Annotated in this window: 22 protein-coding genes; 11 read left to right on the plus strand and 11 right to left on the minus strand. The window is 64.7% G+C overall.

All coding sequences use genetic code 11. The features are described 5' to 3' along the window. Positions 1-40 precede the first annotated feature (40 nt). From H5V43_RS06875 to H5V43_RS06895, 5 genes are all read right to left on the minus strand, one after another. A complete protein-coding gene (locus H5V43_RS06875; RefSeq protein ID WP_128830846.1) occupies positions 41-466 on the minus strand; it encodes a DUF4376 domain-containing protein in 426 nt (141 codons plus the stop codon). Positions 467-574: 108 nt separating this feature from the next. After that, complete coding sequence (istB, locus tag H5V43_RS06880; protein ID WP_013041154.1) at positions 575-1,435, minus strand: IS21-like element helper ATPase IstB; 861 nt, start codon at positions 1,433-1,435, stop codon at positions 575-577. Continuing rightward, the gene (istA, locus tag H5V43_RS06885; protein ID WP_013041153.1) at positions 1,432-2,694 is read right to left on the minus strand and encodes an IS21 family transposase; all 1,263 of its coding nucleotides are present in this window, start codon (positions 2,692-2,694) and stop codon (positions 1,432-1,434) included. Before istA ends, istB begins: the two co-directional genes overlap by 4 nt. A 242-nt stretch (positions 2,695-2,936) precedes the next feature. Then, positions 2,937-3,695 carry a hypothetical protein gene (locus H5V43_RS06890; RefSeq protein WP_157846883.1) on the minus strand — a complete coding sequence of 253 codons (759 nt, stop codon included), beginning with the start codon at positions 3,693-3,695 and terminating at the stop codon, positions 2,937-2,939. Next, positions 3,622-4,074, minus strand: coding sequence for a hypothetical protein (locus H5V43_RS06895; RefSeq protein ID WP_128830860.1), 453 nt, complete (start codon positions 4,072-4,074; stop codon positions 3,622-3,624). Before H5V43_RS06895 ends, H5V43_RS06890 begins: the two co-directional genes overlap by 74 nt. Before the next feature lie 82 nt (positions 4,075-4,156). Between H5V43_RS06895 and H5V43_RS06900 the strand changes: the two genes are divergently transcribed. After that, complete coding sequence (locus H5V43_RS06900) at positions 4,157-4,357, plus strand: hypothetical protein (protein WP_025551370.1); 201 nt, start codon at positions 4,157-4,159, stop codon at positions 4,355-4,357. Here H5V43_RS06900 and H5V43_RS06905 read toward each other — a convergent pair. Further along, positions 4,354-5,934, minus strand: a complete 1,581-nt coding sequence (locus H5V43_RS06905; protein WP_037483868.1) for a hypothetical protein — start codon at positions 5,932-5,934, stop codon at positions 4,354-4,356. The two genes, H5V43_RS06900 and H5V43_RS06905, sit on opposite strands and share 4 nt — an antisense overlap. Continuing rightward, positions 5,931-7,514, minus strand: coding sequence for a hypothetical protein (locus H5V43_RS06910; protein WP_193666796.1), 1,584 nt, complete (start codon positions 7,512-7,514; stop codon positions 5,931-5,933). Before H5V43_RS06910 ends, H5V43_RS06905 begins: the two co-directional genes overlap by 4 nt. Before the next feature lie 530 nt (positions 7,515-8,044). Between H5V43_RS06910 and zwf the strand changes: the two genes are divergently transcribed. From zwf to H5V43_RS06935, 5 genes are all read left to right on the plus strand, one after another. Further along, positions 8,045-9,505 carry a glucose-6-phosphate dehydrogenase gene (zwf, locus tag H5V43_RS06915; RefSeq protein ID WP_025551376.1) on the plus strand — a complete coding sequence of 487 codons (1,461 nt, stop codon included), beginning with the start codon at positions 8,045-8,047 and terminating at the stop codon, positions 9,503-9,505. Beyond that, positions 9,498-11,339, plus strand: a complete 1,842-nt coding sequence (gene edd, locus H5V43_RS06920; RefSeq protein ID WP_099185724.1) for a phosphogluconate dehydratase — start codon at positions 9,498-9,500, stop codon at positions 11,337-11,339. Before zwf ends, edd begins: the two co-directional genes overlap by 8 nt. Before the next feature lie 101 nt (positions 11,340-11,440). Then, the gene (gene glk, locus H5V43_RS06925) at positions 11,441-12,406 is read left to right on the plus strand and encodes a glucokinase (RefSeq protein WP_025551378.1); all 966 of its coding nucleotides are present in this window, start codon (positions 11,441-11,443) and stop codon (positions 12,404-12,406) included. Continuing rightward, the gene (eda, locus tag H5V43_RS06930; protein ID WP_037483871.1) at positions 12,406-13,023 is read left to right on the plus strand and encodes a bifunctional 4-hydroxy-2-oxoglutarate aldolase/2-dehydro-3-deoxy-phosphogluconate aldolase; all 618 of its coding nucleotides are present in this window, start codon (positions 12,406-12,408) and stop codon (positions 13,021-13,023) included. Before glk ends, eda begins: the two co-directional genes overlap by 1 nt. A gap of 37 nt (positions 13,024-13,060) precedes the next feature. After that, entirely contained in the window at positions 13,061-13,573 is a 513-nt protein-coding gene (locus H5V43_RS06935; protein WP_025551382.1) for a hypothetical protein, read from the plus strand. A gap of 21 nt (positions 13,574-13,594) precedes the next feature. Here the strand turns inward: H5V43_RS06935 and H5V43_RS06940 are convergent, their stop codons facing one another. Genes H5V43_RS06940 through H5V43_RS06950 form a run of 3 tightly spaced genes read right to left on the minus strand, consistent with a single transcriptional unit; the run spans position 13,595 to position 16,807 of the window. Further along, positions 13,595-14,179, minus strand: a complete 585-nt coding sequence (locus H5V43_RS06940; protein ID WP_025551384.1) for a gamma carbonic anhydrase family protein — start codon at positions 14,177-14,179, stop codon at positions 13,595-13,597. 2 nt (positions 14,180-14,181) lie between these two features. Next, entirely contained in the window at positions 14,182-15,177 is a 996-nt protein-coding gene (gene hemB / locus H5V43_RS06945; protein ID WP_025551386.1) for a porphobilinogen synthase, read from the minus strand. 49 nt (positions 15,178-15,226) lie between these two features. Further along, positions 15,227-16,807, minus strand: a complete 1,581-nt coding sequence (locus H5V43_RS06950) for a M28 family metallopeptidase (protein ID WP_025551388.1) — start codon at positions 16,805-16,807, stop codon at positions 15,227-15,229. A 119-nt stretch (positions 16,808-16,926) separates the two neighbouring features. Between H5V43_RS06950 and H5V43_RS06955 the strand changes: the two genes are divergently transcribed. The 3 genes from H5V43_RS06955 to H5V43_RS06965 all read left to right on the plus strand — a co-directional run bounded on the left by H5V43_RS06955 (position 16,927) and on the right by H5V43_RS06965 (position 20,158). Next, entirely contained in the window at positions 16,927-17,628 is a 702-nt protein-coding gene (locus H5V43_RS06955) for a GIN domain-containing protein (protein ID WP_025551390.1), read from the plus strand. A gap of 392 nt (positions 17,629-18,020) precedes the next feature. Continuing rightward, complete coding sequence (locus H5V43_RS06960; RefSeq protein WP_025551281.1) at positions 18,021-19,289, plus strand: ammonium transporter; 1,269 nt, start codon at positions 18,021-18,023, stop codon at positions 19,287-19,289. Between the two features lie 2 nt (positions 19,290-19,291). Further along, entirely contained in the window at positions 19,292-20,158 is an 867-nt protein-coding gene (locus H5V43_RS06965; protein ID WP_025551283.1) for a glycosyltransferase family A protein, read from the plus strand. 98 nt (positions 20,159-20,256) lie between these two features. Here the strand turns inward: H5V43_RS06965 and H5V43_RS06970 are convergent, their stop codons facing one another. Further along, entirely contained in the window at positions 20,257-21,588 is a 1,332-nt protein-coding gene (locus H5V43_RS06970) for an MFS transporter (RefSeq protein ID WP_025551285.1), read from the minus strand. 187 nt (positions 21,589-21,775) lie between these two features. Here H5V43_RS06970 and cyoA point away from each other — a divergent pair, with 187 nt between their 5' ends. Next, on the plus strand, positions 21,776-22,909 hold the full coding sequence (gene cyoA / locus H5V43_RS06975; RefSeq protein ID WP_025551287.1) for a ubiquinol oxidase subunit II: 1,134 nt from the start codon (positions 21,776-21,778) through the stop codon (positions 22,907-22,909). A 5-nt stretch (positions 22,910-22,914) separates the two neighbouring features. Continuing rightward, entirely contained in the window at positions 22,915-24,918 is a 2,004-nt protein-coding gene (cyoB, locus tag H5V43_RS06980; RefSeq protein WP_025551289.1) for a cytochrome o ubiquinol oxidase subunit I, read from the plus strand.

Genomic DNA, 24,918 nt, shown 5'->3' on the forward strand with positions numbered 1-24,918 from the left:
TGCCCGTGTTATACCATGTCAATTTAAAATCCTTGGGGAATTAGGAGGCCGTGGGCCACCCTCGGAAGACGTCCACCGCTAGGACCTCTTGGGCCGTCTGGGCTGCGTCCAGAGCCTCACGAAGGCCGCGAGCGTGCGCATAGATGCCGTCCACATATTCGAGAGCCTCGCCCACCATCTGGAGCGCGTCGTCCGGAGAGAGCGTTACGACCGAATTGTCCTGGAGGGTGAACTGGAGGGGCGAGCTGTCGCCAAGGTGCTTGCGGTGAAACGCAACGCCCGCCTTGAGCTGTAGGGCCTGGATACTGAGAGGCTCGGAGTCCACGACGCCCCAGGAAGTGGCAGCGCCGGAGATAGAGAACCGGGTCCGTATCGTCTTCGTGAAGTCCCACAGGGACGATCGTAGCGCTGCCGGGTCGATTTCGAGGAGAGGCGTCTGCGCGAGGTAGGCCTCGGCTGGGATTATGACTACCCCCCGGTCGTCTGAAAGAAACTGGTGTCAACGGGCACCGAAGATTCCGCAAAAGTGGGCATCTAAAATTCCCTAGTTTGGCGGGACGGTCTGTGCCGGTGATCAGCCGTGATGGAGATCTGGCTTTTCCTTTGCTGGTGGTCGGCCGCGCCGTTTCGGCAAGGGCGGTGGGTTGATGGATGGAGTTGCGCGCGCATGCTCAGGCAGCAGGTCGGCGTGCTGTCGCATACGATAGCTCGAGCCCTCGATCTGGATGACAACGGCATGGTGAAGGAGGCGGTCCAACAAGGCCGTCGCCACCACAGGATCGCCAAAGACATCCCCCCATTCCGCAAAGCCGCGGTTGGATGTGAGGATCATGGCGCCCTTTTCGTATCGGGCGTTGACGAGCTGGAAGAACAGGTTGCCGCCGCCCGGCGTGACAGGGAGATATCCGATCTCATCGACGACGAGCAGGGAGGAGCGGCACAGGAAGCGGATCCTTTCGCGCAACGTTCCTTCGCGTTCAGCCTTGGCCAGCGCAGCGATCAGATCGGCAAGCGGGATGAAGTAGACGCTTTTGCCTGCCTTCACGGCTTCGACTGCGAGGGCGGTCGCGATGTGGCTTTTCCCGGTGCCCGGCGGCCCCAGCAGATGCACGACCTCGGCCCGGTTGATGAAGTCGAGGCCGGCCAGCGCCAGGATCCGGTTGCGGTCGAGCGATGGCTGGAAGGAGAAGTCATATCCGTCCAGCGTCTTGATGATCGGCAGCCTGGCCATGCGCAGGGCCGCCTTGATCCTGCGGTTCTCCCGCAGCGACAGTTCTTCGTTCAGCAATATGTCGATCGCCTCAACGCCATCGATCTTGCCCTGCTCGATCCCGCGCAGGGTGGCGTCGAGCATTTCCAGGGCGCGCGGCATTTTAAGATGGACCAGACTGCGGCGGATATTATCAACGCGAGACGCAGCACCCCCATGGCTCATGGCCGTTCTCCTCGGGCCAGTTGGCTGCCGATCGCCTGATAGATCGCCAGGGAGCGCACAGCGACATGCTCGCCGATACGGCCAATGGTGATTGCATCCTTTGCGTGGTGACGACGCTTGGCCCCGCTGCCTCCGGTTCGATGCACAGGATCGATCCTGTACTGTCGGCGCCCCTCCAGGACAGGATGCTCGGCAATGACCTGGCCCAGGTCGATGATCCGGATCTTGTCGGGCAACTGCTGGATTTCGACGACGCGGCGGGTGCGATCGGGAACGCTGTAATAGTTGCCGCCGACGGAGACCATGCCGTCGTGGCTGACGCGGCGCTCCAGCTTCAGCACGGCATCGAAGCGCTCTGCTGGGAGCAGTTGCAGCTCAGGCTGCTCGGCGGCAAAGGCTTCGAGAATGATCCGCTGCGTCGTGCCATGGACACGGACGTTGGCGACGGTATCGAGCCAGTCTATCAGCTGGACATTGAGATCTTCCAGATTGCGGAAGCTTCGGCCCAGGAAGAAGTCCTTGCGGATATAGCTGAACGGCCGCTCGACCTTTCCCTTGGTCTTGGCCCGATAGGGGCGGCAGGCGCGGGGTACGAAGCGGTAATGCCGCGCCAGGGCCAGCAATGATCGATTGTAGATGATATGGCCCTGATCATCCTCCCCCGTCACGGCGGTTTTCATGCGATCGTAGAGGATCTCGATCGGAACACCGCCGATCGTTTCAAAAGCCTGCATATGGCAGCGCAACAGGGTTTGGAGATCCTGGTGCATGACATAGCGTGCAAACAGGAAGCGCGAATGCCCCAGCACCAGGCTGAACAGCCAGACGATCCGGCTGACGCCAGGCTCATCGGTAAAATCAACGACGAACCGGGCGAAGTCGATCTGCGCCTGCACGCCTGGCGGCGTCTCGAACCGCACCTCGAAGGGCTTGGGGCCGTTTTCCGGCCGGATCGCGGCCAGGAACCGCTTCACGGCAGTATAGGCGCCCATATAACCCAGCTCACGGATTTCCCGCGTCAGGCGCGCCGCTGTCAGATCGGGAAAGGCCGCCACCCGCTCGCGCAGAAATTCCAGATAGGGCGCCAGCTTGTTCGGCCGTCCCAATGCGCGTGGGCCATAGACCGGAGCTTCGACGCCCCGTTCGATATATTTGCGGATGGTCTTGGGATCGCGGCCAGTGCGTCGGGCGATGGCTGATATGGATACGCCCTGCCGATGTAGCTCGAGGATCATCATCAATTCTCCAAGTCGGATCATCGGCCCCGTCTCCGCGTCTGCAAAGGAGATGAGGACGATGTCGGCTCATCTCATTCTGCCGGGGCTAGCCCCGGCAGAATGAGATGAAGGGGCCACCAACTAGGGAATTTTCAAAGCCCACTTTTGCGGAGAATTGCAGGACCGATGACAACTGGAGACGGGCGGTCCCATCCGGACCGGAGCCGCGTATGTATTCCTGCCCGGTCCCCGTGGAGTAGATGACGAAAAACTCGTTCATTGTTTTACTTTTTCACTTCGGTGATTTGGAAGTTGGAGCCTTCGCCCACGTTGAGAGCCTGTCCGCCTGTCGGGAAGTTGTTGAACACCCGGAAGCTGATCGTGTGACTGCCTGCGGAAAGCCCGGAGATGCGATAGCGGGAGGACATGAAATCCGAGCCGGTGCTCGCTCCCATGCCGGGGACATTGAGCCGCCTGAACCACGAGACGCCCCCGTCCACGTAGATGCGCATCCACAGATTGAATGCTGTAGCGGTCATGGCCAGGGAGCACTCAAACTCGATGTCTGAGGCGCCCTCGTCCTTTACAAACGTCGTGGTATAGAGGGCGACCTCCGAGTTTGTCGGGACGTCGATCCCAGGAGCGGAGAGCTGGGCGTAATTGGTCTTGGATACGGCCTGATTGGTGATCTTGCCGGTACTGATCGTCCCGTCCACCACAAGGTTTCCGCTGATCCGAACGTCCCCGACAATGTCCACGCCACCGCCTCCGTTGGCGTCCGCATAGACCTTGAGCTGCGCCCGCCCGCCTGCCACGGCATCCACTTGCCAGAAGGCTGACGTGCGGCCCTGTAGGGTCGCTATGGCCCCCGATTGGGTCGTGAGGGAGGCTGTGTGTCCGTTCACCGTGCCGGTCAGGGACGTAATGGCATTTGCGTTCGCGGTGTCGCCGTTGGCCCTTGCGGTCGCCTCAGAGGAGACTGCGGCATTCACGGCCGCCGACACTTGCCCCGCGTTCTGGTAGTTGGCCTCGACCGTCGTCACGCGGGAGGCCAAGGCTCCGTCCGCATTCACGCAGGGTCTTGACGGTCTTCTCCAACGCCTCGACTGCCATCGGGTCGTCGGGGAGCTGACCGGCTTCCTTGATCTTCTTCATAATTCTCTTGGTGTCGAGGCGTGCCGCCTCCTGCACCTCGGCCCATTGGGCGTTGGTGAGTTTTGCGGGCTTGCCTGGAATGGGCTTGTTCGGATGATTGCCCTTGCGGGCTGCGATGAGCTTCTGGCTGTACGCCTTACGCTCCTCAGGGGTCATATTGGCCCAGGGTCCCCGAGCCGCCATTTTAACCGGACGCGGGGGCGGCGGTGGAGGCGCTGTGATCGTCTGGAAGACGAACTCTTCGATGGACTTGGGCTTGTTTTTCACCCCTTTTGGGCGTCCCCGAGGGCGCCCGGTGGGCTTGGTGGGCACGGGTTGATCTCTACAGGCTTGGTGCTAGAATCGGCCGATGGCACTTGAAGTTGATATGAAGCTCGTCGATGAGGATGCGATTGCTACGTACAATGCGATCGGCAGGAACGTGACGGCCCTTCTGCGCCTCGGCAACGTGACCAGGACTCCGGAAATCGACGAGATTATCGCCAATATAAACGCGCTCACGGTATACGCCCTGGGAACCCGAAAGTATCGCCAGGGCGGAACCAACTAACGCAGATAGTCGCGGATGCTCGTGAGCGCCCCCAGGATCGCGGGGGTGTCTCCATTGTTAGCACTGGACAATCTGCCGCGCTGCGGAGTGAGCTTCACGCCCTCCGGCGTCCTCGGAAGGGAGCCGTCACGACTTCGGATCAGGACCGGAACTTTGGTCACGCCCTGGCGCTGAAGAGTGGCCATGCGGTGACGTCCGTCATGGTCCATTACGAGGCTTGGGAGCTGCTCGACGCCCATTGACTTCTGGACCGCTGAAGGCTCCCCTCCGTACTTAACGCCCAGAGTGATCGGACCCGCCTCGTGGTATTTTGTAGGGTCGAAATCACCAAGATAGTCGGTCGTATGGAGCGCCTCGCGGCCCTGACGGCTTGCGGTGAGGCCGAGGAACTCTTCAGGAGACATATGGGCGACGTGGGCCACCTCATCCTCGGGCGAGGATTGGAGCAGCTTGGCGACGTTCTCCATATTCCACTCGGCGCTGGGAGGCATCCCGGTCGCGTCGAGGGTCCACTCTGGCAGAAGGCCGATCTTCTGGTCCGCAAAGACCGTGTCTGCGGTGCTCGCGGTGCGATTGGCTTCGCCGTGGGGGCCGTAGTTCAGCCAGCTATTTTGACCTCTGGTCTCTGACGTGAGCGCCCTCTGGGCGTCCCGGCTGAACATTGGCATATGGCTGGCCCAGGCGGTCTCCTCACCATCGGCTCGGAAGCCCACTCCGTCCTTGGCGTGCCCGAAGGCATCATGGACGGCTCTAAAGGCGTCATTGAGTAGGACCGGGCGGCCGCTCCAGGTTTCCCCTGGGATGGCAGAAAGCATCGGGTTTGCAGCAATTTCCTCAGGGGAAATCGCCCCGTCTCCGTAGCCTTCCACCGTTGGGTATACCTTCATGCGTCGGTTGTTCTGGAGGTCCATCACGGCATCCCAGGGGCTGGGATACGGGTCCGTCCCGTCCGTGGGGTAGAAGTCGAACTCGTAACCCCGATCCCGGAGGTACTGATATTGTCCTAGGGTTTCCTCGGCGAGAGCCTGATAGGCCTTACGTACGTCGGGGTTGGCCGGATCATGGGGCATGGCGTCGAACGCGGCGGCTATTGCCTTGGAGCGCTCGGGGTCCACCTTGAGGTAGCGATCGAGTGGCTTGTAGCCCATGCCGACGTCCTCGGCGTAGTCCATGGCGGTCTGCCGAAGGTCAGGCGAAGGGCCGATGTATTTACGGGTCGCGGTCGATGTCGGAGCGCCAGGAAGCGGCGTCTTAAGGTCGAGGCTATATGGTCTCAAGGCCCGCACCACTTCCTTAACGGGTTTGGACCGGAAGGCAGCGCGGGCCAGAGGGGCCAGGGCAGCGCCTCCCGCCTCCAGGGTAAGGTTCAGGGCACCTTCGGTGAGGGCATCCTTGCGGAACTTGTCGCTCCTACGCGAGGCGTGCCCGAGCTGTGTGCCAACCTCGTCGGCGGCGGACAGGGGGTTCCAGTCATAGTTGATCTCTTCGAACCGGCGTGCCCGCTGGGCCGCTGTCGCCTCGGTACTGCCCAGGGCGCGGGAGCCTGCCTCAACCACTCGGGAAGCGAGGCTCGTCAATGCGCCCTTTGGCGCCTGGGCGGGCTTGAGTGAATTGTTGGGGTCGATGCCGAGCTTTCGGAGCTTAGCGTCTTCCTTTTGGCGAGCCTCATGGTTCTCTTGCAGTTGTTGGAGAATGGGCTTGCGAATGAGGTCCCGAATAGGGTCGGTACCGGGTCCATAGCGGCGCCGATCACCATATCCTCGTTGTCCTTCACCCACTGGACCCGCTCGGCGAACTCGTCCTTCGAGGCCTTGCGGCCCGTGCGGGTCTTGAAGTCCCCACAGTTGGCGAGGTGGATCGAAAGCCAGTAGCCACCGTCAGGACCCATCGGGACTGCGTCAGCGAACCGGAAGAGCGCCTTGACATGGTCGGAGCGCTGGGGGTTGAAGTGTGGGACGGCGTAGACGCGGCCCCGGAAGTCCATGGAGTGCGGGAGGTAGAAGCATGGAAGGTCCTTCAGCCGGTCGGCCTCCTCCAGGTCCGTGCGGAATACCGCGAGGTTCACGCTGGCGGCCGCCCGAATGTTCATGACGGACTTACGCTGGCGGGACTTGGCTGTCCGCACTTCCGCCTCCAGCGTCTCCCATTCCTCCTTAGCGATCTTGACCGGCTTCTCTGGGAGGTTCGACAGGGGGAAGGACTTGGCGGGCTGGTAGCCCTCCCCCTGGACCCACTTCATTACCTCAAGGACGCGGGTGTCGATCGCGAAGCGGGTGCCTTGAATGCCGTTTAGGGCGTCCAGCTCCTCCTGCATCGTCCCGTCCTTGATCGCCTGTCGGATCATCTTCTGGTGTTCGCGGTTGAAGGTGCGGACCATCGGTACTGTCCTGCTCACCTGATACTCCAGGTAGCAGCCGGTGTCGAAATGCTCCCACTTGCGGGGTTCGACCATCATGGGCTTCAGGAGGGGCTGCATCCAGGCGGCGGCCTGGGCCATGTCGGCGATTTGGTCCAGGGCCTCCTCGGTCAGGGCAACGACCAGGACCGTCCCGCGCTGATCAATGATGGTCTTGATCATGAAGATGTCCGGCAGGGCCTTAAGGAGCACATGGAGGACCGTCCCGCCGACGAGGACCTGCATTCGGCGAGACCACTCCAGGCCGATCTCCAGGGCCGCCTTGAGGGACTCGTGGCGCTTGGTGGTCGAGCGTTCCGATGGATCACCCTCGGCCATCTTCAGGAACCGCTTGGCAGCCTTGGGGTCCGCCTCCTGGATCATCAAGGCCTCAATCTCGACCTGGACTACTTTCCCGATGGCCTCGGCGGTCGTAGAGAGCGGCAGGGCCTTCGCGAGGGTGCTGAAGGTCCGCGAGAGAGCTGCGAGGGCCACCACGTCCGGGTCCAGCTCCTGCAGGGGCGCTAGGGCGGACGAGGGGCGCCCCTTCTTCGGCTGCGAGGCCTCTTCGATCCACTTACGGAGACCGGCGGCTACCAGCGGGACCGCACCTCGGATGATTTTCTGAACGTCAGCGCGGCGATCGAAGCCCTCCTGCTTGGCCTTGCGATCCTGGGCGTCATAGTAGCGCTGGGCGCCCGCCTCGGCGTCCTGAAGCTCGAAGCTGCGCTGGGCTGCCACGAGGGTCTCTGGGTGGATCATCTGGAGGCTCCTTCTCGTTAGTGCGTTGATGCGGATAGTCCGCTGTTGTGTACTGTCTAGGCAAGCGCAGAGTCCCCGTCAAGCGCGGGGTGAGCACTAAATGCCGAAATTCATAGGAATTGAGGGCGAGAAAAAGTCCCCCACCGGAAGCCGATGGAGGACGTTAATAGGATGATGCTATCGGGAACGAAACAACGGCGATATTCCGCCATTGTGGATAGTCTGCATGTGCGGACTGTCTGCAATTGCAGAACCGTCTTTTGAGTCCGGCGCGTCTACCAGTTTCACCACGCCCGCATGCCCTTCAGCCGCGTTCCGGACGGAGGATGATTCCATCTTCCGTCAAAAACGCCAGGGTGGAGCGCCAATGGCAAAATCGGCGGCCAGCGTCCAGCCAAAAATCGACGCTTTCATCCTCTCGCGGTTGCGGGATGGGCCCCACAGGGATAGCCTGCTTGCGTAACGAGTGCCGCTGGGTATAAGGGCGGCTTCGTGCAGACCTGATAACACTAACGGAAAAGGGACAACCTTTGACCGAACCGTCTGCCACGTTCCTGTTGTTCGGCGCCACCGGCGACCTGGCGCACAGGATGATCTTTCCCTCGCTCTACAATCTGCTGGCCGATGGCCTGCTGCCGGAGGATTTCCTGATCATCGCGTCAGGGCGTTCCGAATTCACCGACGAGCAGTTTCGCGCCGACATCGACAAGGCGCTGCGGAAATTCCTGGCCGCAGACCGTTATGACGCGGACATCGCGGAGCGGCTGCGCGACATCATCGTCTACCAGCCGGTGGAGGCAGGCAACGCCGCCCAGTTCAGGGCGCTGGCGGAACGGCTGGACGGGCGACTCGACAAGGGCGTGTCCGTCTATCTCTCCACGCCCCCTTCCCTCTTCGCGCCGACCGCGCAGGGGCTGGCCGAGGCGGGGCTGATCACGCCGAAGACGCGAATCGCGATGGAAAAGCCGATCGGCAAGGATCTGGCCTCTTCCAAAGAGGTCAATGACGGCATCGGCGCGCTGTTCGCGGAGGACCAGATTTTCCGCGTCGACCATTATTTGGGCAAGGAAACGGTCCAGAACCTGCTCGCCCTGCGCTTCGGCAATGTGATGTTCGAACCGCTGTGGAACGCCACCGCCATCGATCATGTGCAGATCACCGTGGCCGAGACGGTGGGCCTGGAAGGCCGGGTTTCCTATTATGACGGCGTCGGCGCGCTGCGCGACATGGTGCAGAACCACGTCCTCCAGATCCTGTCGATCATCGCCATGGAGCCGCCCGCGCGGATGGACCCGACCGCCGTGCGCGACGAGAAGGTGAAGGCGCTCCGTTCGCTGCGCCCGATGACGGCCGAGGCGGTGAAGACGCACAGCGTGCGCGGGCAATATACGCCCGGCGCGGTCGGTGGGCAGATCGTCACCGGCTATGCCGACGAACTGGGCAGGCCGTCCGACACCGAGACCTTCGTGGCGCTGAAGGCCCATATCGACAACTGGCGCTGGCAGGGCGTGCCCTTCTACCTGCGCACCGGCAAGCGCATGCCGACGCGCCAGTCGGAAATCCTGATCCAGTTCAAGCCGGTGCGCCATTCGATCTTCGGGCGCAATGGCGGGTCGGGTCTGGAGCCGAATACGCTCATCATCCGGTTGCAGCCGGAGGAATATATCCGCCTGCTCATCATGAGCAAAAGGCCGGGGCTGGAGCGCGAGGTGCATCTGGAGGAGGTGACGCTGGACGTGTCGCTGACCGCCGCCTTCGCCGGGCAGCGCCGCCGGATCGCCTATGAACGGCTGATCCTGGACCTGCTGGCGGGCGACGCCACGCTGTTCGTGCGCCGGGACGAGGTCGAGGCGCAATGGACCTGGATCGATTCGATCATCGACGGGTGGAAGGAGGCCGGGGTGAAGCCATCCTCCTATTCTTCCGGGAACTGGGGGCCGTCCTCAGCCATTGCCCTTATCGAACGAGACGGAGCGAGCTGGAATGACTGACCTTCATCCGGTGATCGAAAAGGTCACCGAACGCATCGTGAAGCGCAGCGCGGCTTCGCGCCTCAAATATCTGAGCCTGATCGAGCGCGGGCGGGACGCGGGCACCAACCGCGCCCAGCTTTCATGCGGGAACCTGGCCCATGGCTTTGCCGCGAGCGGCGAAGACAAGGCTGTCATCCGCACCGGCGCGGCGATGAATTTCGGCATCGTCACCGCCTATAACGACATGCTGTCGGCGCATCAGCCCTATGGCCGCTATCCCGAGCAGATCAAGCTGGCGGCGCGGGAGGTGGGCTGCACCGCGCAGGTCGCGGGCGGCGTTCCGGCGATGTGCGACGGCGTGACCCAGGGGCAGGCGGGCATGGACCTGTCGCTCTTTTCCCGCGACACCATCGCGCTGGGCACCGCCATCGCCCTGTCCCACGCCATGTTCGAGGGCGCGCTGCTGCTGGGCATCTGCGACAAGATCGTGCCGGGGCTGCTGATCGGGGCGCTGCGTTTCGGGCATCTGCCGACCATATTGATCCCCGCCGGGCCGATGCCGTCCGGCCTCGCCAACAAGGAGAAGGTGCGCATCCGCCAGCTCTATGCCGAAGGCAAGGTCGGCCGGGAGGAACTGCTGGAGTCCGAAAGCGCCAGCTATCACGGCGCAGGGACCTGCACCTTCTATGGCACGGCCAATTCGAACCAGATGATGATGGAGATGATGGGGCTCCACATGCCCGCCGCCTCCTTCGTGCATCCGGGCACGAAGCTTCGGCAGGAACTGACGCGGGCGGCGGTGCATCAATTGTCGCGCATCGGCTGGGACAGGGACGGGCAACCCAATGACGATTATCGGCCGCTGGGGCATTGCGTGGATGAAAAGGCGATCGTCAACGCCATCATCGGCCTGATGGCGACTGGCGGATCGACCAATCATGCGATCCATCTGCCGGCCATCGCCCGGGCGGCGGGGATCGTCGTCGACTGGACCGATTTCGCGGAAATTTCCGATGTCGTGCCGCTGCTGGCGCGGGTCTATCCCAATGGATCGGGCGATGTGAACAATTTCCATGCGGCAGGCGGCATCAGCTATGTGATCCGCGAACTGCTCGGCAACGGGCTGCTGCATGGCGACATCCTCACCGTCGCGCGGCAGGGACTGGCCGATTATGGCAAGGAACCGGCGCTGGAGAATGACGCGCTGGTCTGGAAGGACGTGCCCGAATCGCGCGACCTGTCGATCCTCCGGCCGGTGTCCGACGCCTTCAATCCCGACGGCGGGATGCGATTGCTGGCCGGCAATCTTGGCCGCTGCGTCATGAAGGTGAGCGCGGTCGACCGGGAGCGCTGGACCATCGAAGCGCCCGCGGCGGTCTTCCACGATCAGGACGATGTGCTGCGCGCCTTCAAGGCCGGCGAACTGGAGCGCGATGTCGTGGTCGTGGTGCGGTTCCAGGGGCCAAGGGCGAACGGCATGCCCGAACTGCACAAGCTGACCCCGGCGCTGGGGGTGTTGCAGGATCGCGGCTTCCGCGTCGCGCTGGTGACGGACGGACGCATGTCCGGCGCATCGGGCAAGGTGCCCGCGGCGATCCACCTGTCGCCGGAAGCGTTGGGCGGCGGCCCCATCGCCAAGCTGCGCGACGGCGACATGGTGCGGGTCTGCGCGGAGACGGGCCTGATCGAGGCGCTGGTCGACGCGGCGGAATGGGACGGCCGCGACACGCCCGCGCCGCCCCCCGCCCCCTATGATACGGGCCGCGAGCTGTTCGCGCTGTTCCGCCATCATAGCGATCTGGCGGAAAGCGGCGCATCGCCCATTCTGGCGGCCATGGAAACCGAAGTTTAGAACCGAAACATTCCCGTTCGCCCGAGATTTTCGGAGGAGCGCTTTTCCTGAGGAAGAGTGAAGGACTTCGACAGGCTCGGCCCGGACGGGAGGAGAGTAGCATGACCGAGATCATCGCAGCCGACATTGGCGGCACAAACGCCCGCTTCGCCCGTGCCAGACTGAATGCGCGCAATGTGCCCACGCTGGGCAAGGTGCGCAAATATAAGGTGGCCGATTATCCGACCCTCCAGGCCTGCTGGGCAGCCTTCGTCAAGGATGAGGGCGGTCATCTGCCCACATCCGCCTCCATCGCCTTTGCCACCGCGATCGGGCGCGAAGTCATCAAGCTCACCAACAGCGCATGGGTCATCCGGCCCGATACGCTGGACGAGGAACTGGGCCTCAGGCATCTGCGGCTGGTCAATGATTTCGAGGCGGTCGCCCATGCCGTGGCGCGCCTGCCGAAGGAGAATCTGCCGCTGCTGTTCGGGGAGGACAGGCCCTTTCCGCGCGACGGCGGGGTGACGATATTGGGACCGGGCACCGGGCTGGGCGTGGCGATGATCGCCTTCGACGATGGCGAGCCGCATGTGATCGCGACGGAGGGGGGGCATCTGGACTTCGCGCCGCTGGACCCGCTGGAAGAGAAGATCCTCGCCTATCTGCGCGACAAATTCCTGCGCGTGTCGACCGAGCGCATCGTGTCGGGACCGGGGCTCAACAACATCTACAAGGCGATGGCGACCATCGGCCATGATCGGGTCATGCTGATGGAGGATGCCGAGCTTTGGCAGGCCGCCATCGACGGGACCGACGAATTTGCGCGCAGGGCGCTGGCGCGGTTCTGCATGTCCTACGGCTCGGTCGCGGGCGACCTGGCGCTGGCGCAGGGACCGCATACGGTGGTGCTGGCGGGCGGCCTGACCCAGCGGATGAAGGACATATTGCCGCAATGCGGTTTCCACCAGCGCTTCACCGCCAAGGGACGGTTCGAAAGCCTGATGAAGTCGGTGCCGATCCGGCTCGCCCTGCATGACGAAATCGGGCTGTACGGCGCCGCCGCGGCCTTTCGGGAGAAGAAATGATGGCGTTGAGCGTTGAACAGGTGATGGAACTGGCCCCGGTGATCCCGGTGCTGGTGGTGGACCGGGTCGAGGATGCGCTGCCGATCGCGCGGGCGCTGGTGAAGGGCGGGCTTCCAACATTGGAAGTGACGCTGCGGACGCCGGCGGCGCTGGACGTGATCAGGGAGATGGCGAAGGTCGAGGGCGCCGTCGTCGGAGCGGGCACGGTGCTGAACCCGGCGCAACTGGACGCCGCGATGGAGGCGGGGGCGCGCTTCATCGTCAGCCCCGGCCTGACCGAGCCGCTGGGCAGGGCCGCGATCGCCGCGGGCATTCCCTTCCTGCCGGGCACGGCGACGGCGGGCGACATCATGCGCGGGCTGGACATGGGGCTGTCGCACTTCAAATTCTTCCCGGCGGAGACTTCGGGCGGGCTGCCCGCGCTGAAGGCCCTGGCCGCGCCGCTGCACATGGCGCGCTTCTGCCCGACCGGCGGGATCACGGCGGAAAGCGCGCCCAGATGGCTGGCGGAACCCGTCGTCAAATGCGTCGGCGGAAGCTGGGTCGTGCCCAAGGGGCCGGTCGATCCGGCGAAGATGGAGGCGCTTGCACGGGAAGCCGCCGCGCTGCCACGCTGAACTTGCCTCCCGGCGCGGCTCATCCTAGATGCGAAGCATGAATCCGCGTCGGCTGCTTCCTTCCCTGGCCCTGTTCCTGTCCGGTTGCGCCAGCACCTTCCAGGGCTATCCGTCCCTCGCCAAGCGGGCGATAGAGGACGCCCCCATAGCGGAGGCGGCGCCCGCGCCCTCCCCCGTCGCGCCCGAACCGGAGCTGGTCCAGAATGTCGACCGGCTGACGGCGCAGGCTCAGGCGGGCGGCACGGCATTCGACAAGGCCTGGCCGGCGGCGGACAGGGCGACGCGGGCAGCATCCGGCGCGGCGGTCTCCAGCGAGGCCTGGGTGGCGGCGCAGACGGCGCTCAGCGCATTGGAATCGGCGCGCAACGACAGCGTATCGGCGCTTGCGAGCCTGGACGTGCTCTTTGTCGAGCGCAGCAACGCGGCGGCCGAGGGGAAGGCCAGCGGCGGGATCGAGGCGATCGATGCGGCGCGGGCTTCCGCGCTGGCGATTGTCGATGGGCAGAACGACCGGCTGGACGTGCTCAAGGGGCGTCTGGCGCAGCCCTGATCCGCCCGCAGCCCTGCTGATTCAATCGGGCGAAAGCGCCGCCTTCACCGCGCCCTTGTGCGCCTTTCCATTATGGACATAATGGTCGACGCCCTCCCGCATGTCGATCAGCACTTCGTCCGACAGGTCGCGCATATATTTGGCGGGGCGGCCGGCCCAAAGCTGCCTGTGAGGCACCGTCTTCCCCGGAGAAAGCAGGGCCCCGGCCGCGAGCATGGCGTCGCTTTCCACCGTCCCGCCGCTCATGACGATGGCGCCCAGCCCCACGAAGGCGCGGTCCTTCAATATGCAGCCATGGACCATCGCCAGATGCCCGATCAGCACATCTTCCCCGATGATCGTGGGCCAGCCTTCGGACGGGCGGCCGTCAATATGGTCGCCGGGGCTGTCACAATGCACGATCGAGCCGTCCTGGATATTGGTGCGGGCGCCGATATGGATGAAATTCACATCCGCCCGGATCACGCAATTATACCAGATGCTGACGTCCGGGCCGATCTCCACATCCCCGATGATGCGGCATCCCGGCGCGATGAAGGCGCTGGGGTGGATCTTCGGCGTCTTGCCGTTGAAGGGGATGATGGAGACTTCGGGATGATCGGTCATGTTCAGGCTCCCAGCAGCCGCGCCGCATGGAGCGCATGATAGGTGAGGACGCCCGAGCAGCCTGCCCGCTTGAACGCCAGCAGCGTTTCCAGCACCAGCGCGTCGCGCTCCCCCGCCCCCGCGGCGGCCGCGGCCTCCAGCATCGCATATTCGCCCGACACCTGATAGGCGAAGACGGGCACTTCGAACCGGTCCTTCACCCGGGCGATGATGTCGAGATAGGGCAGGCCCGGCTTCACCATCACGCTGTCGGCGCCTTCGGCAATGTCCAGCGCGACTTCGCGCAGCGCTTCCTCGCTGTTGGCGGGGTCCATCTGATAGGTCTTCTTGTTGCCCTTCAGCAGCCCGCTCGATCCGACCGCATCGCGGAACGGGCCGTAGAAGGCGCTCGCATATTTGGCGGCATAGGCCATGATCTGCACATTGGCATGGCCTTCCTGCTCCAGCGCCTCGCGGATGGCGCCGACGCGGCCATCCATCATGTCGCTGGGGGCGATGATGTCCGCGCCCGCCGCCGCCTGGTTCAGGGATTGGCCGATCAGCACGTCGATGGTCGCGTCGTTGACGACATAGCCCGCCTCGTCCAGCAGGCCGTCCTGGCCGTGCGCCGTATAGGGATCGAGCGCCACGTCGGTCAGGATGCCGATGTCGGGCACCGCATCCTTGATGGCGCGGATGGCGCGGCACATCAGGTTATCGGGATTGAGCGCCTCCGCCCCGTCATCGCTGCGGCGGTCGGCCTGCGTATTGGGGAAAAGCGCGAGGCAGGGAATGCCCGCCGCCTGCGCTTCCCTCGCACGCTCCACCATCAGGTCCACCGACCAGCGCGACACGCCGGGAAGGGAGCCGATCGGTTCCTCCACTTGCCTGCCCTCCGTGACGAACAGCGGCCAGATGAAGTCGCTGGGCGTGAGGCGGGTTTCGGCGTGCAACGCCCGGCTCCAGGCCGAGGCGCGGGTGCGGCGCAGACGAAGCGCCGGATAGGAGGCATGGGTCATGGCCGGGGGTTTAGGCCCCTGCCCTCGCCGGATCAAGCAGGAGGGGACGCTATTTGGCGAAGCGGCGGAAGAAGCTGTCCTCGTTCCAGGCCGGGCGCTGCGGCGCATTGGCGACGCGCAGCGTGACGGCGGCGACATAGTCGTTGAGCTTCACCGATTCGGCCGGCATCACCGGCTGGTTCGCGTCGTCCCTGGGCGAATGGTAGATGTTGGCGCGCCAGGCCCTTTCGACCGTCGCCTCCGGCGTGCCCGCCTTGAAGCCATATTTGAAGAACAGCGCGGGGATGCCCGCCCGGATGAAGCTGTACTGATCCGACCGGACGAAGACGTTGCGGTCCGGGAAGGGATCGGGCGTGATCGGCAGGTTCATCGCCGCGCTTACCGCTTCGGCGTCCTTGCCAAGGCTGCTCTGGTCATAGCCGATCGGCGTCACGGTGGTCAGCGGGAAGATCGGCAGGGCCATGTCGAAATTGAGGTCGGCCACCATCGCCCTTTGCGGCACGGTCGGACGGCGCGCGAAATAGCTGGACCCGAGCAGCCCCTTCTCCTCCGCCGTGACGATGGCGAAGAGGATCGACCGCCGGGGCTTCACCTTCCCGTTGCGCAGGGTCCGGGCGATTTCCAGCAGGCTCGCCACGCCCGATGCATTGTCGAGCGCCCCATTGTAGATCGCGTCCCCATCGATCGGCGTGCCCACCCCATAGCCGTCGAGATGCGCGGACAGGACGACATATTCCCTGCTGAGCTGCGGGTCCGTCCCGGGCATGAGCGCGATGATGTTGGGCGAGGTCAAATCGGCGCGCCTCGCCGCCACCTTCGCGTCCAGCCGCTGGGCGAGCGGAAAGGACGGCACCGGACCGGAACTGTCGGCGGCGGCGGAGATCTGCGCGAAATCATGGCCCGATCCGGCAAAGAGCAGCGCGGATTTGGCCGGGTCGAACTGGGCGTTGAGGAAGGGGGTCGCCGTATCCCGCAGGGCCGGGTCGCGGAAGAACAGGGCCGGCTGGCTGGCCAGCGCCATGCGCCGGTCCCACGGAATTTCAACCTGTTTCGGCGTCACGAGCTGGATCAGTCCAAGCGCGCCCTGTTTCGCCAGCCACGCCGCCCGCTCCGATCGGGCATGGGACTTCAGCGCGCCGGAGAGGGTCGCCGGTCCGCCCGAGACGACCACCACGATCCTGCCCTTGAGGTCCAGCCCGGCGAAATCGTCATGCCCCGCTTCCGGCAGGTGCAGGCCGTAGCCGGCGAAGACCAGCGGGGCGCCGACGGTTTCCGGAGCGGGGCCGCCGCCCCCTGAGAAGATGATGTCGGCGGGCGCCGCCAGCGCGGCATGGCCGCCCGGCCCCGTCAGCGAAGCGCTGCTCTGCTGCGACAGGATCACCTGCTCGACGAAGGCGACCGGCTGTTTATAGCCGTCGGTCCCGGCCGGCTTCAGCCCAAGCGCCCGAAGCTGTCCGATCACATAATCAGCCGCCCTGTCATAGCCCGGCTTGCCCGTTCCCCGCCCTTCATAGCCATCGTCGGCAAGGGTGCGGACATGCTTCCACCAGGCTTCGCCCCGGTCGTCGGGCGCAGCCGGGGCCGCGATGCTGATCGAAGCCAGGAGGAGTCCGGAAATCCATTTGCGCATCAGCCACATGCCCCTTTTGAAAACCTGACGATCTTGCCTGATCCGGTGCGACGAACAAGGGGGCTTGGAACCGCTACGGCCCATCCCTATCAGGATCGGCAAAAGACTGGGAGATCGTCATGCCGCTGCCCCGTTCGCTCGCCCTGCCGGTCGTCATCATGCTATGGGCCGCCCCGGCGGCGGCGGCGACGCGCGGGTTCACCATCACCAGTTTCGACGCCATTCGCGTGGATGCGCCGGTGGAGGTGACGATCACCACCGGCGCGGGCGCTTCGGCGCGGGCGGATGGCGATCAGGCGGTGCTGGACCGGCTGAAGGTGGACATATCCGGCCGCCTGCTTGCGGTGACGGTGGAGCGGGCGCGGCCCGGCGAGAAATCGGGCGGGCGGGCGGTGCTGCGGCTGTCGACCGGCGACCTCAGCCGCGTGGTGCTGACCGGCGGCGGATCGGTGTCGGTCAGCCGGATGAAGGGTCTGCGCGGTGAGATCGTGCTGGGCGGCAATGGCGATGTCAGCGTGGCGGCGGTGGATCTGGACCAGCTGAGCCTGGGAGTGGCCGGAGCCGGACGGGCGAACCTGTCCGGCCAGGCGGGCGTCGCGACCATCCGCGTCACCGGCCCCGGAGCGGTGATGGCGGAAGGCCTGCGGGTGCGGCAGGCCGCGGTGGCGAATGACGGTCCGGGAAATGTGGCGGTGACGGCAGAGGTTTCGGCCCGGGTTTCCGCATCCGGATCGGGCGATGTGACGGTGGCGGGGAAGGCCGCCTGCAGCGTCGACAATCGGGGGACGGGGCGGATCAGTTGCGGTGGGGAAGCCTATTAGGCGATGGGGACGAGTTCGGGATGCCGGGGGATGGCCAATTCGAGACCATCCTTCTCCCTTGAGGAAGAAGGATGGGAAGCCCTGGCGGCGGAGGAGCCTAAGGCTGATCTGGATGAGGGGGAGCGGGCCTGCGGTCCGCGCGATCCGTTGGATCGCACCCCCTCACCCAGCTACGACTAGGCAGCAAGCTGCCAAGTCTGCGCAGCCCTCTCCCTCAAGGGAGAGGGATGAAGCGGGTGTACGCTTCCCGCCCAAATCAACTGGTCCGGCGAGTCCTGAATTTGTCGGCGCTGCCCAAGGCATCGGCTGCGTGGCGGGAAACGATCAGGGTTAGGCAAGTCTTTACTTCGCATGCGTTACGACGGCCCGGATATGGACTGCCGGATTAACTGATGCCTCGCCTCCTTGCCATTCTCCTTCTTTTCCTGTCGGCGGCCCCGCAACCCGCGGCGGCGCAGGTGGCCGTGGCCGACAGCGGCGATACGGCATGGATGATGCTGTGCGGTCTGCTGGTGTTGCTGGCGGCGCTGCCGGGACTCGCGCTGCGTCATGCCGGTCTGGTCCATGTGCGCAACGCCCTGTCGATCGGCGTGCAGGGGCTGGTGGTGGCCGCCGGCGTTTCGCTGCTCTGGGCCCTTGTCGGCTACAGCCTGGCCTATGCGCCGGGGAGCGGGTGGCTGGGCGGCCGGGCGCATCTGTTGCTGGCCGATCTGGGGGCGCTGCGTGACGGGCTGACCGTGCCGGAATCCACCTTCGTGCTGTTCCAGATGGCCCTTGCGATCCTTGCCGCCGGCCTGCTGCCGGGCGCTGTGGCGGAAAGGGTGCGCCTGGGGTGGATGGCGCTGTTTGCGCTGCTCTGGCTGCTGCTGGTCTATGCGCCGGTCGTCCATTGGGTCTGGGGCGGCGGATGGCTCGCCAATCTGGGCGTCATGGATTTCGCGGGCGCGCTGGTCGTTCATTTGAGCGCGGGATTTTCCGCGCTCGCATTGGTGCTGGTCGTGGGCAGGCGGCGCAGCGTTTCTGCCGGACATGCGCCGGTGCTGGGCGTATCAGGCGGGCTGCTGCTGTGGATCGGCTGGGCCGGCATAGTGGGCGGATGGTCCTTCGGCGCGACGGACAATGCCGCGACCGCCATTCTGAACGGCCATTTCGCCGCCTGCGCAGGCCTCTTCGGATGGATGCTGGTGGAACGGATCGACAAGGGGCATGTCACCGCCAATGGGCTGGTTTCCGGCGCATTGGCCGGGCTGGTGGCGATTTCCGCCTCCGGCGCTCTGGTGGGGCCGGGCGGCGCGATGGCCATCGGGCTGATCGCCGCCGTCATCTGCCGACTGGCAAAGGGATTATTGGGCGACCGCATCGACGACGCGGCGGATATTTTCGTGATCCACGGACTGGGCGGGCTGACGGGCGCGCTGTTGCTGCTTCCCTTCGTGCTGCCGGCGCTGGGCGGCGTCGGTTTCGCGGCGGGGATCAGCCTTGCCGGCGCCTTCTTGGCGCAGTGCATCGGCATCGCGGCGGTGGCGCTCTGGGCGATGGCGGGAGCGGCGATCATCGCGCTGATGCTGTCGGTCGTGACGCCCGCCCGGATCGGCGCGCGGGAAGAAGCGGAGGGGCTGGACATCCCCCGCCATGGACAGCAGGGCTGGGATTTCCGCTAGGCATGGGCGTCGCGGTCGGCATATTCGCGCATCAGGAGGAACGGCGGATCGGGCGTTGCCTTGCATCGCTGCCGCTGGACCGGGCCGACACCGTCTTCCATGTGCTGGTGAACGGATCGACCGATGCCACGGCAGGACGGGCGCGCGAAGCGGCCGCAGGACGGACGAATGTCATCGTCCACGATCTGGCCGCCGGGGGCAAGGCGCGCACCTGGAACCATTTCGTCCACCGCCTGCTGACCGGCGGAGAAGATGCCGTGATCTTCATGGATGGCGATGCGGAGATCCTTGCCGGGTCGATCGATGCGCTGGTATCGGACCTCGCGGCGCGGCCGGAGGCGAATGCGGCGGCGGGGATGCCGATGAACGGGCGGTCCGCGGACGCCTATCGCCGGACCCTGCGGGAGGAACGGGGATTGTTCGGCGATCTCTACGCCCTGTCGGGGCGCTTCTTGGCGGCGATCCGGCTCAGGGGCTTGCGGCTGCCCGAGGACCTGATCGGAGACGACGGTTTGGTGGCGGCATGGGCGCATACCGATCTGGGGCGCGATGCCGACTGGCGGCGGGAGCGCATCCTGGCCTGCGAGGATGCCGGCTTTCGCTGTGAGGCGGTCAGCCTGTTGCGGCCCACCACCCTGCGCATGCAATATCGGCGGATGATCAATTATTCGGTGCGCTTTTTCCAGAACCGGATCATTTCCGACATCATGGGCCGGGATGGCGTGGACGGGCTGCCGGTGCGGATGGATGCGGTCTATGGGGAATGGTTGCCGCGCTTTGCGCCGCGCGCGCTGCCCGTGGGATGGTTCGACCGGAAGGCGTTGGCGCGCATGCGGGATTTTGCGCGGGGGAGTAGAGCGTCGCTCTGAGCTTGGCTTAACGTGCTCCTGTGGGCACGTCGGGGACAGAAAAGGGCCGGAGAGGACAAACCCCCTCCGGCCCCTTTTCAAAGATGGCGGATGCCCCCTTAACGGTCGCGGGCCGCCAGTTCCTTGTTGATGTAGAGCGCCACCATCGTCGCCACCGCACCCGACAGCAGGTAGATGCCCGAGGCGGCCAGACCGAATTTCACGGACAGCAACAGGGCCACCAGCGGCGCGAAGCCGGCGCCGACCAGCCAGGCCAGGTCCGACGTCAGGGCCGACCCGGTATAGCGCGCCTCGGTCGCGAAATTCGACGCGACGACGCCGGACGACTGGCCGAAAGCCAACCCCAGCAGCATGAAGCCCAGGATCATGAAGGCGACCTCTCCCAGATCGCCGCCGTTCAGCAGCAGCGGCGCCATGATGCTGAAGATCGCGATGCCGAGCGCCGACCATGCCAGCAGGGAGCGGCGGCCGATCTGGTCCGCGATGAAGCCGGAAACGACGATGGCCAGCAGGCCCACGGACGCGCCGATCATCTCGATGATCAGAAACCGTTCCAGCGGCTGGTTGGTGAACAGCGCGACCCAGCTCAGCGGGAATACGGTGACCATGTGGAACAGCGCGAAGCTCGCCAGCGGAGCGAAGGCGCCGATGATGATGTTGCGGCCTTCCGCCTTGACCGTCGGCAGGATTTCGGACGGCTGAAGGTCCTTCTGCTCGAACAGGCGTTCGAATTCATGCGTCACCACGATGCGCAGCCGGGCGAACAGCGCGACGACGTTGATCGCGAAGGCCACGAAGAAGGGATAGCGCCAGCCCCAGTCGAGGAAGTCCGCACGCGACAGCGTGAGCAGGAAGAAGGCGAACAGCCCGCTCGCCACCAGCAGGGCCAGCGGCGCGCCGAGTTGCGGCACCATGGCGTACCAGCCGCGCTGATGCTGCGGCGCGTTGAGCGACAGCAGCGACGCCAGCCCGTCCCATGTGCCGCCCAGCGCGATGCCCTGTGCCGCGCGCAAGATGATCAGGACTAACGCAGCATAATGGCCAATCGTCGCATAACCGGGCATGAAGGCGATGGACGCGGTCGAGCCGCCGAGCAGGAACAGCGCGACGGTCAGCTTCGTTCCGCGCCCGTAGCGGCGATCGATGGCCATGAAGATCAGCGAACCGATGGGCCGCGTGATGAAGGCGACGGCGAAGATCGCGAAGGAATAGAGCGTGCCGGTCAGGGCATCCACATAGGGGAACACAAGGCTCGGGAACACGATGACCGAGGCGATGGCGTAAACGAAGAAATCAAAGAATTCGGAGGTGCGACCAATGATCACACCAATGGAAATATCACCCGGCGCGATCTTGTGGTCCCGCGCATTGATCAGGCGCGCATCATCCTCCAGCGATCGGGAGGTGAAGGTCATGGCCTGTGAACTCATAGGCATCCGCTCCTTGGCTAAGCCACCGGAACCCTCTTCTGTTCTGCCGGCGGCCACGGATAGGCAACATAGCAGAAAACCCGCAGAGTATAAGCAGTATCCCACCGCTGAAGCATTTTTTGCATCTGCGCACAATGGGACAAATTGCCCACTGTTCGACTCCCTGCGGAAGCGGTAGGCGGCCCCCATGCCACACCCCATCCCCCTCGACCGGACCCGGATTTTCCGCTGGTCCGCTCCGATTCTGGCGCTGCCGCTGACGGCCTGCGACTGGGTCGTGATGAACCCGTCGGGCGATATTGCGGTGCAGCAGCGCGACCTGATCCTGATCTCGACCGCGCTGATGCTCCTCATCGTCGTTCCCGTCATGGCGCTCGTCCTCTTCTTCGCCTGGCGCTACCGCGCGGCGAACAAGGCCGCGGACAAGGATTATGACCCGGACTGGGACCATTCCACCAAGCTGGAACTGCTGATCTGGTCCGCGCCGCTGCTGATCATCATCTGCCTTGGCGCGCTGACCTGGGTCAGTACGCACAAGCTCGATCCCTATCGGCCGCTCGACCGCATCGACGCCAGGACGGCGATCGATCCCAGGGTGAAGCCGCTGACGGTCGAGGTCGTGGCGCTCGACTGGAAATGGCTGTTCATCTACCCCGAACTGGGCATCGCGACAGTCAACGAGCTGGCGCTGCCGGTCAATGTGCCGGTGCGGTTCGACATCACCGCCTCTACCGTGATGAACAGCTTCTACGTGCCTGAACTCGCCGGCCAGATCTATGCCATGCCCGGCATGAAGACCCAGTTGCACGCCGTCGCCAACCGGCCGGTGGCGGGCACCGGCATTTCCGCCAACTATTCGGGCGCGGGCTTCACCCACATGCGCTTCGCCTACCGGGCGCTGGACAGGGCCGGGTTCGATGCCTGGGCAGCCGGGGTGAAGGCCAGCCGCGCCCATCTCGATCGCGACGTCTATCTGACCCTGGCCAAGCCCAGCGAAAAGGCGCCGGTCGCCTATTTCTCCGCCGTCGACCCCAAGCTGTTCGATGCCGTCGTCAATCTGTGCCCCCGGCCCGGCCAGCGCTGCATGGGCGAGCTGATGCACGTCAACATGATGGGCGGCGCGGGCAAGGAATCGGCGCGCGACACCAAAGGTCTGCGCTACGACTTCCCCGACAGCCATGTGATCGAACAGTCGGACCGGAACAGGGGGCAGGAGACTGCTCCCGACGCACCGGCCGCGGACGGCGCGAAGGGCGCCGCGCAGGCGCCGGGCGATCACTCTTCCCACAGCGGCGCTGACGCGCACGCGCAGCATCGGTAAGGCCCATGACTGGCACAATGACAACCGCACAGATGATCTTCGGTCGTCTGACATGGGACAGCTTCCCATGGCATGAGCCCATCGTCGTCGCGACCTTCGTCGCGGTGGTGCTGGGCGGCACCGCCCTTGTCGCGGCGCTCACCTGGTTCCGGCTCTGGGGCTATCTCTGGAAGGAATGGTTCACCAGCGTCGATCACAAGAAGATCGGCATCATGTACATGGTGCTGGGCCTCATCATGTTCCTGCGCGGATTTGCCGACGCGATCATGATGCGCATCCAGCAGGCCTGGGCCTTCAACGGTTCGGAAGGCTATCTGAACGCCCATCACTATGACCAGGTGTTCACCGCGCACGGGGTCATCATGATCTTCTTCGTGGCGATGCCGTTCATCACCGGCCTGATGAACTACATCGTGCCGCTCCAGATCGGGGCGCGCGACGTCAGCTTTCCCTTCCTCAACAATTTCTCCTTCTGGATGACGACAGGCGGCGCGGTGCTGGTCATGATGTCGCTGTTCCTGGGCGAGTTCGCGCAGACCGGCTGGCTTGCCTATCCGCCGCTGTCAGGGCTTGCCTACAGTCCCGCGACAGGCGTCGATTATTATATCTGGGCGCTGCAGGTGGCGGGCGTCGGCACGACATTGTCCGGCATCAACCTGATCGCGACCATCGTGAAGATGCGCGCGCCGGGCATGTCGCTCATGAAGATGCCGGTGTTCACCTGGACCTCGCTCTGCGCGAACGTCCTGATCGTCGCCTCCTTCCCGATCCTGACCGCCACGCTCGTCCTGCTGTCGCTCGACCGCTATGCCGGCACCGCCTTCTTCACCAATGATTTCGGCGGCAATCCGATGATGTACGTCAACCTCATCTGGATCTGGGGCCATCCGGAGGTCTATATCCTCATCCTGCCGCTGTTCGGCGTCTTCTCCGAAGTGGTCTCCACCTTCTGCGGCAAGCGCCTGTTCGGCTACACCTCCATGGTCTATGCGACCTGCACCATCATGGTGCTGTCCTACCTGGTGTGGCTGCACCACTTCTTCACCATGGGTTCGGGCGCCAGCGTCAACAGCTTCTTCGGCATCACGACGATGATCATCTCGATCCCGACGGGCGCCAAGCTGTTCAACTGGCTGTTCACCATGTATCGCGGCAAGATCCGTTTCGAGCTGCCGATGATGTGGGCCGTCGCCTTCATGCTGACCTTCACGGTCGGCGGCATGACCGGCGTGCTGCTGGCGGTTCCGCCCGCGGACTTCGTGCTCCACAACTCGCTGTTCCTGATCGCGCATTTCCATAATGTGATCATCGGCGGCGTGCTGTTCGGCCTGTTCGCGGCGATCAACTACTGGTGGCCCAAGGCCTTCGGCTTCAGGCTGAACGTCTTCTGGGGCAAGGTCAGCTTCTGGTGCTGGAACATCGGCTTCTGGCTGGCTTTCGGTCCGCTCTACGTGCTCGGCCTGATGGGCGTCACGCGCCGCCTGCGGGTGCTGGACGATCCGTCGCTGCAACCCTGGTTCGTCATCGCGGCGATCGGCGCCGCCATCATCGCCATCGGCATCGGCGCCATGCTGATCCAGTTCGCGGTGTCCATCTGGAAGCGCGACGAGCTTCGCGATCCCACCGGCGACCCCTGGGACGGCCGTACCCTGGAATGGGCGACCAGCTCGCCCCCGCCGGAGTATAATTTCGCCTTCACCCCCGTGGTGTACGATGGCGACACCTGGGCGGACATGAAGAAAAACGGCTATCAGCGTCCGCTGAGCGGCTACAGGCCGATCCACATGCCGAGCAGCACGGGCGCGGGCGTGATCCTGGCCGGGCTGGCGACGCTGTGCGGCTTTGCGCTCATCTGGTACATCTGGTGGCTTGCGGGGCTGAGCTTCATCGGCATCGTCGCCGTCGCCATCGGCCACACCTTCAACTACAAGCGCGACTTCTACATCCCTGCGGAGGATGTGACGCGCACCGAGGAAGAGCGCACGCAAATCCTCGCGGCGGGAGTCTGA

It is taken from the genome of Sphingobium fuliginis (assembly GCF_015074805.1).
In the GTDB taxonomy this organism is placed as follows: Bacteria; Pseudomonadota; Alphaproteobacteria; order Sphingomonadales; family Sphingomonadaceae; genus Sphingobium; species Sphingobium fuliginis.

Coding starts and splice junctions, on each gene's coding strand:
- H5V43_RS06935 (WP_025551382.1), top strand. CDS start 13,061: ATGAATCCGCGTCGGCTGCTTCCTTCCCTGGCCCTGTTCCTGTCCGGT.
- H5V43_RS06955 (WP_025551390.1), top strand. CDS start 16,927: ATGCCGCTGCCCCGTTCGCTCGCCCTGCCGGTCGTCATCATGCTATGG.
- istA (WP_013041153.1), bottom strand. CDS start 2,694: ATGATCCGACTTGGAGAATTGATGATGATCCTCGAGCTACATCGGCAG.
- H5V43_RS06950 (WP_025551388.1), bottom strand. CDS start 16,807: ATGCGCAAATGGATTTCCGGACTCCTCCTGGCTTCGATCAGCATCGCG.
- istB (WP_013041154.1), bottom strand. CDS start 1,435: ATGAGCCATGGGGGTGCTGCGTCTCGCGTTGATAATATCCGCCGCAGT.
- H5V43_RS06970 (WP_025551285.1), bottom strand. CDS start 21,588: ATGAGTTCACAGGCCATGACCTTCACCTCCCGATCGCTGGAGGATGAT.
- edd (WP_099185724.1), top strand. CDS start 9,498: ATGACTGACCTTCATCCGGTGATCGAAAAGGTCACCGAACGCATCGTG.
- H5V43_RS06965 (WP_025551283.1), top strand. CDS start 19,292: ATGGGCGTCGCGGTCGGCATATTCGCGCATCAGGAGGAACGGCGGATC.
- cyoA (WP_025551287.1), top strand. CDS start 21,776: ATGCCACACCCCATCCCCCTCGACCGGACCCGGATTTTCCGCTGGTCC.
- cyoB (WP_025551289.1), top strand. CDS start 22,915: ATGACTGGCACAATGACAACCGCACAGATGATCTTCGGTCGTCTGACA.
- H5V43_RS06910 (WP_193666796.1), bottom strand. CDS start 7,514: ATGATCCACCCAGAGACCCTCGTGGCAGCCCAGCGCAGCTTCGAGCTT.
- H5V43_RS06940 (WP_025551384.1), bottom strand. CDS start 14,179: ATGACCGATCATCCCGAAGTCTCCATCATCCCCTTCAACGGCAAGACG.
- glk (WP_025551378.1), top strand. CDS start 11,441: ATGACCGAGATCATCGCAGCCGACATTGGCGGCACAAACGCCCGCTTC.
- H5V43_RS06900 (WP_025551370.1), top strand. CDS start 4,157: ATGGCACTTGAAGTTGATATGAAGCTCGTCGATGAGGATGCGATTGCT.
- hemB (WP_025551386.1), bottom strand. CDS start 15,177: ATGACCCATGCCTCCTATCCGGCGCTTCGTCTGCGCCGCACCCGCGCC.
- eda (WP_037483871.1), top strand. CDS start 12,406: ATGGCGTTGAGCGTTGAACAGGTGATGGAACTGGCCCCGGTGATCCCG.
- H5V43_RS06960 (WP_025551281.1), top strand. CDS start 18,021: ATGCCTCGCCTCCTTGCCATTCTCCTTCTTTTCCTGTCGGCGGCCCCG.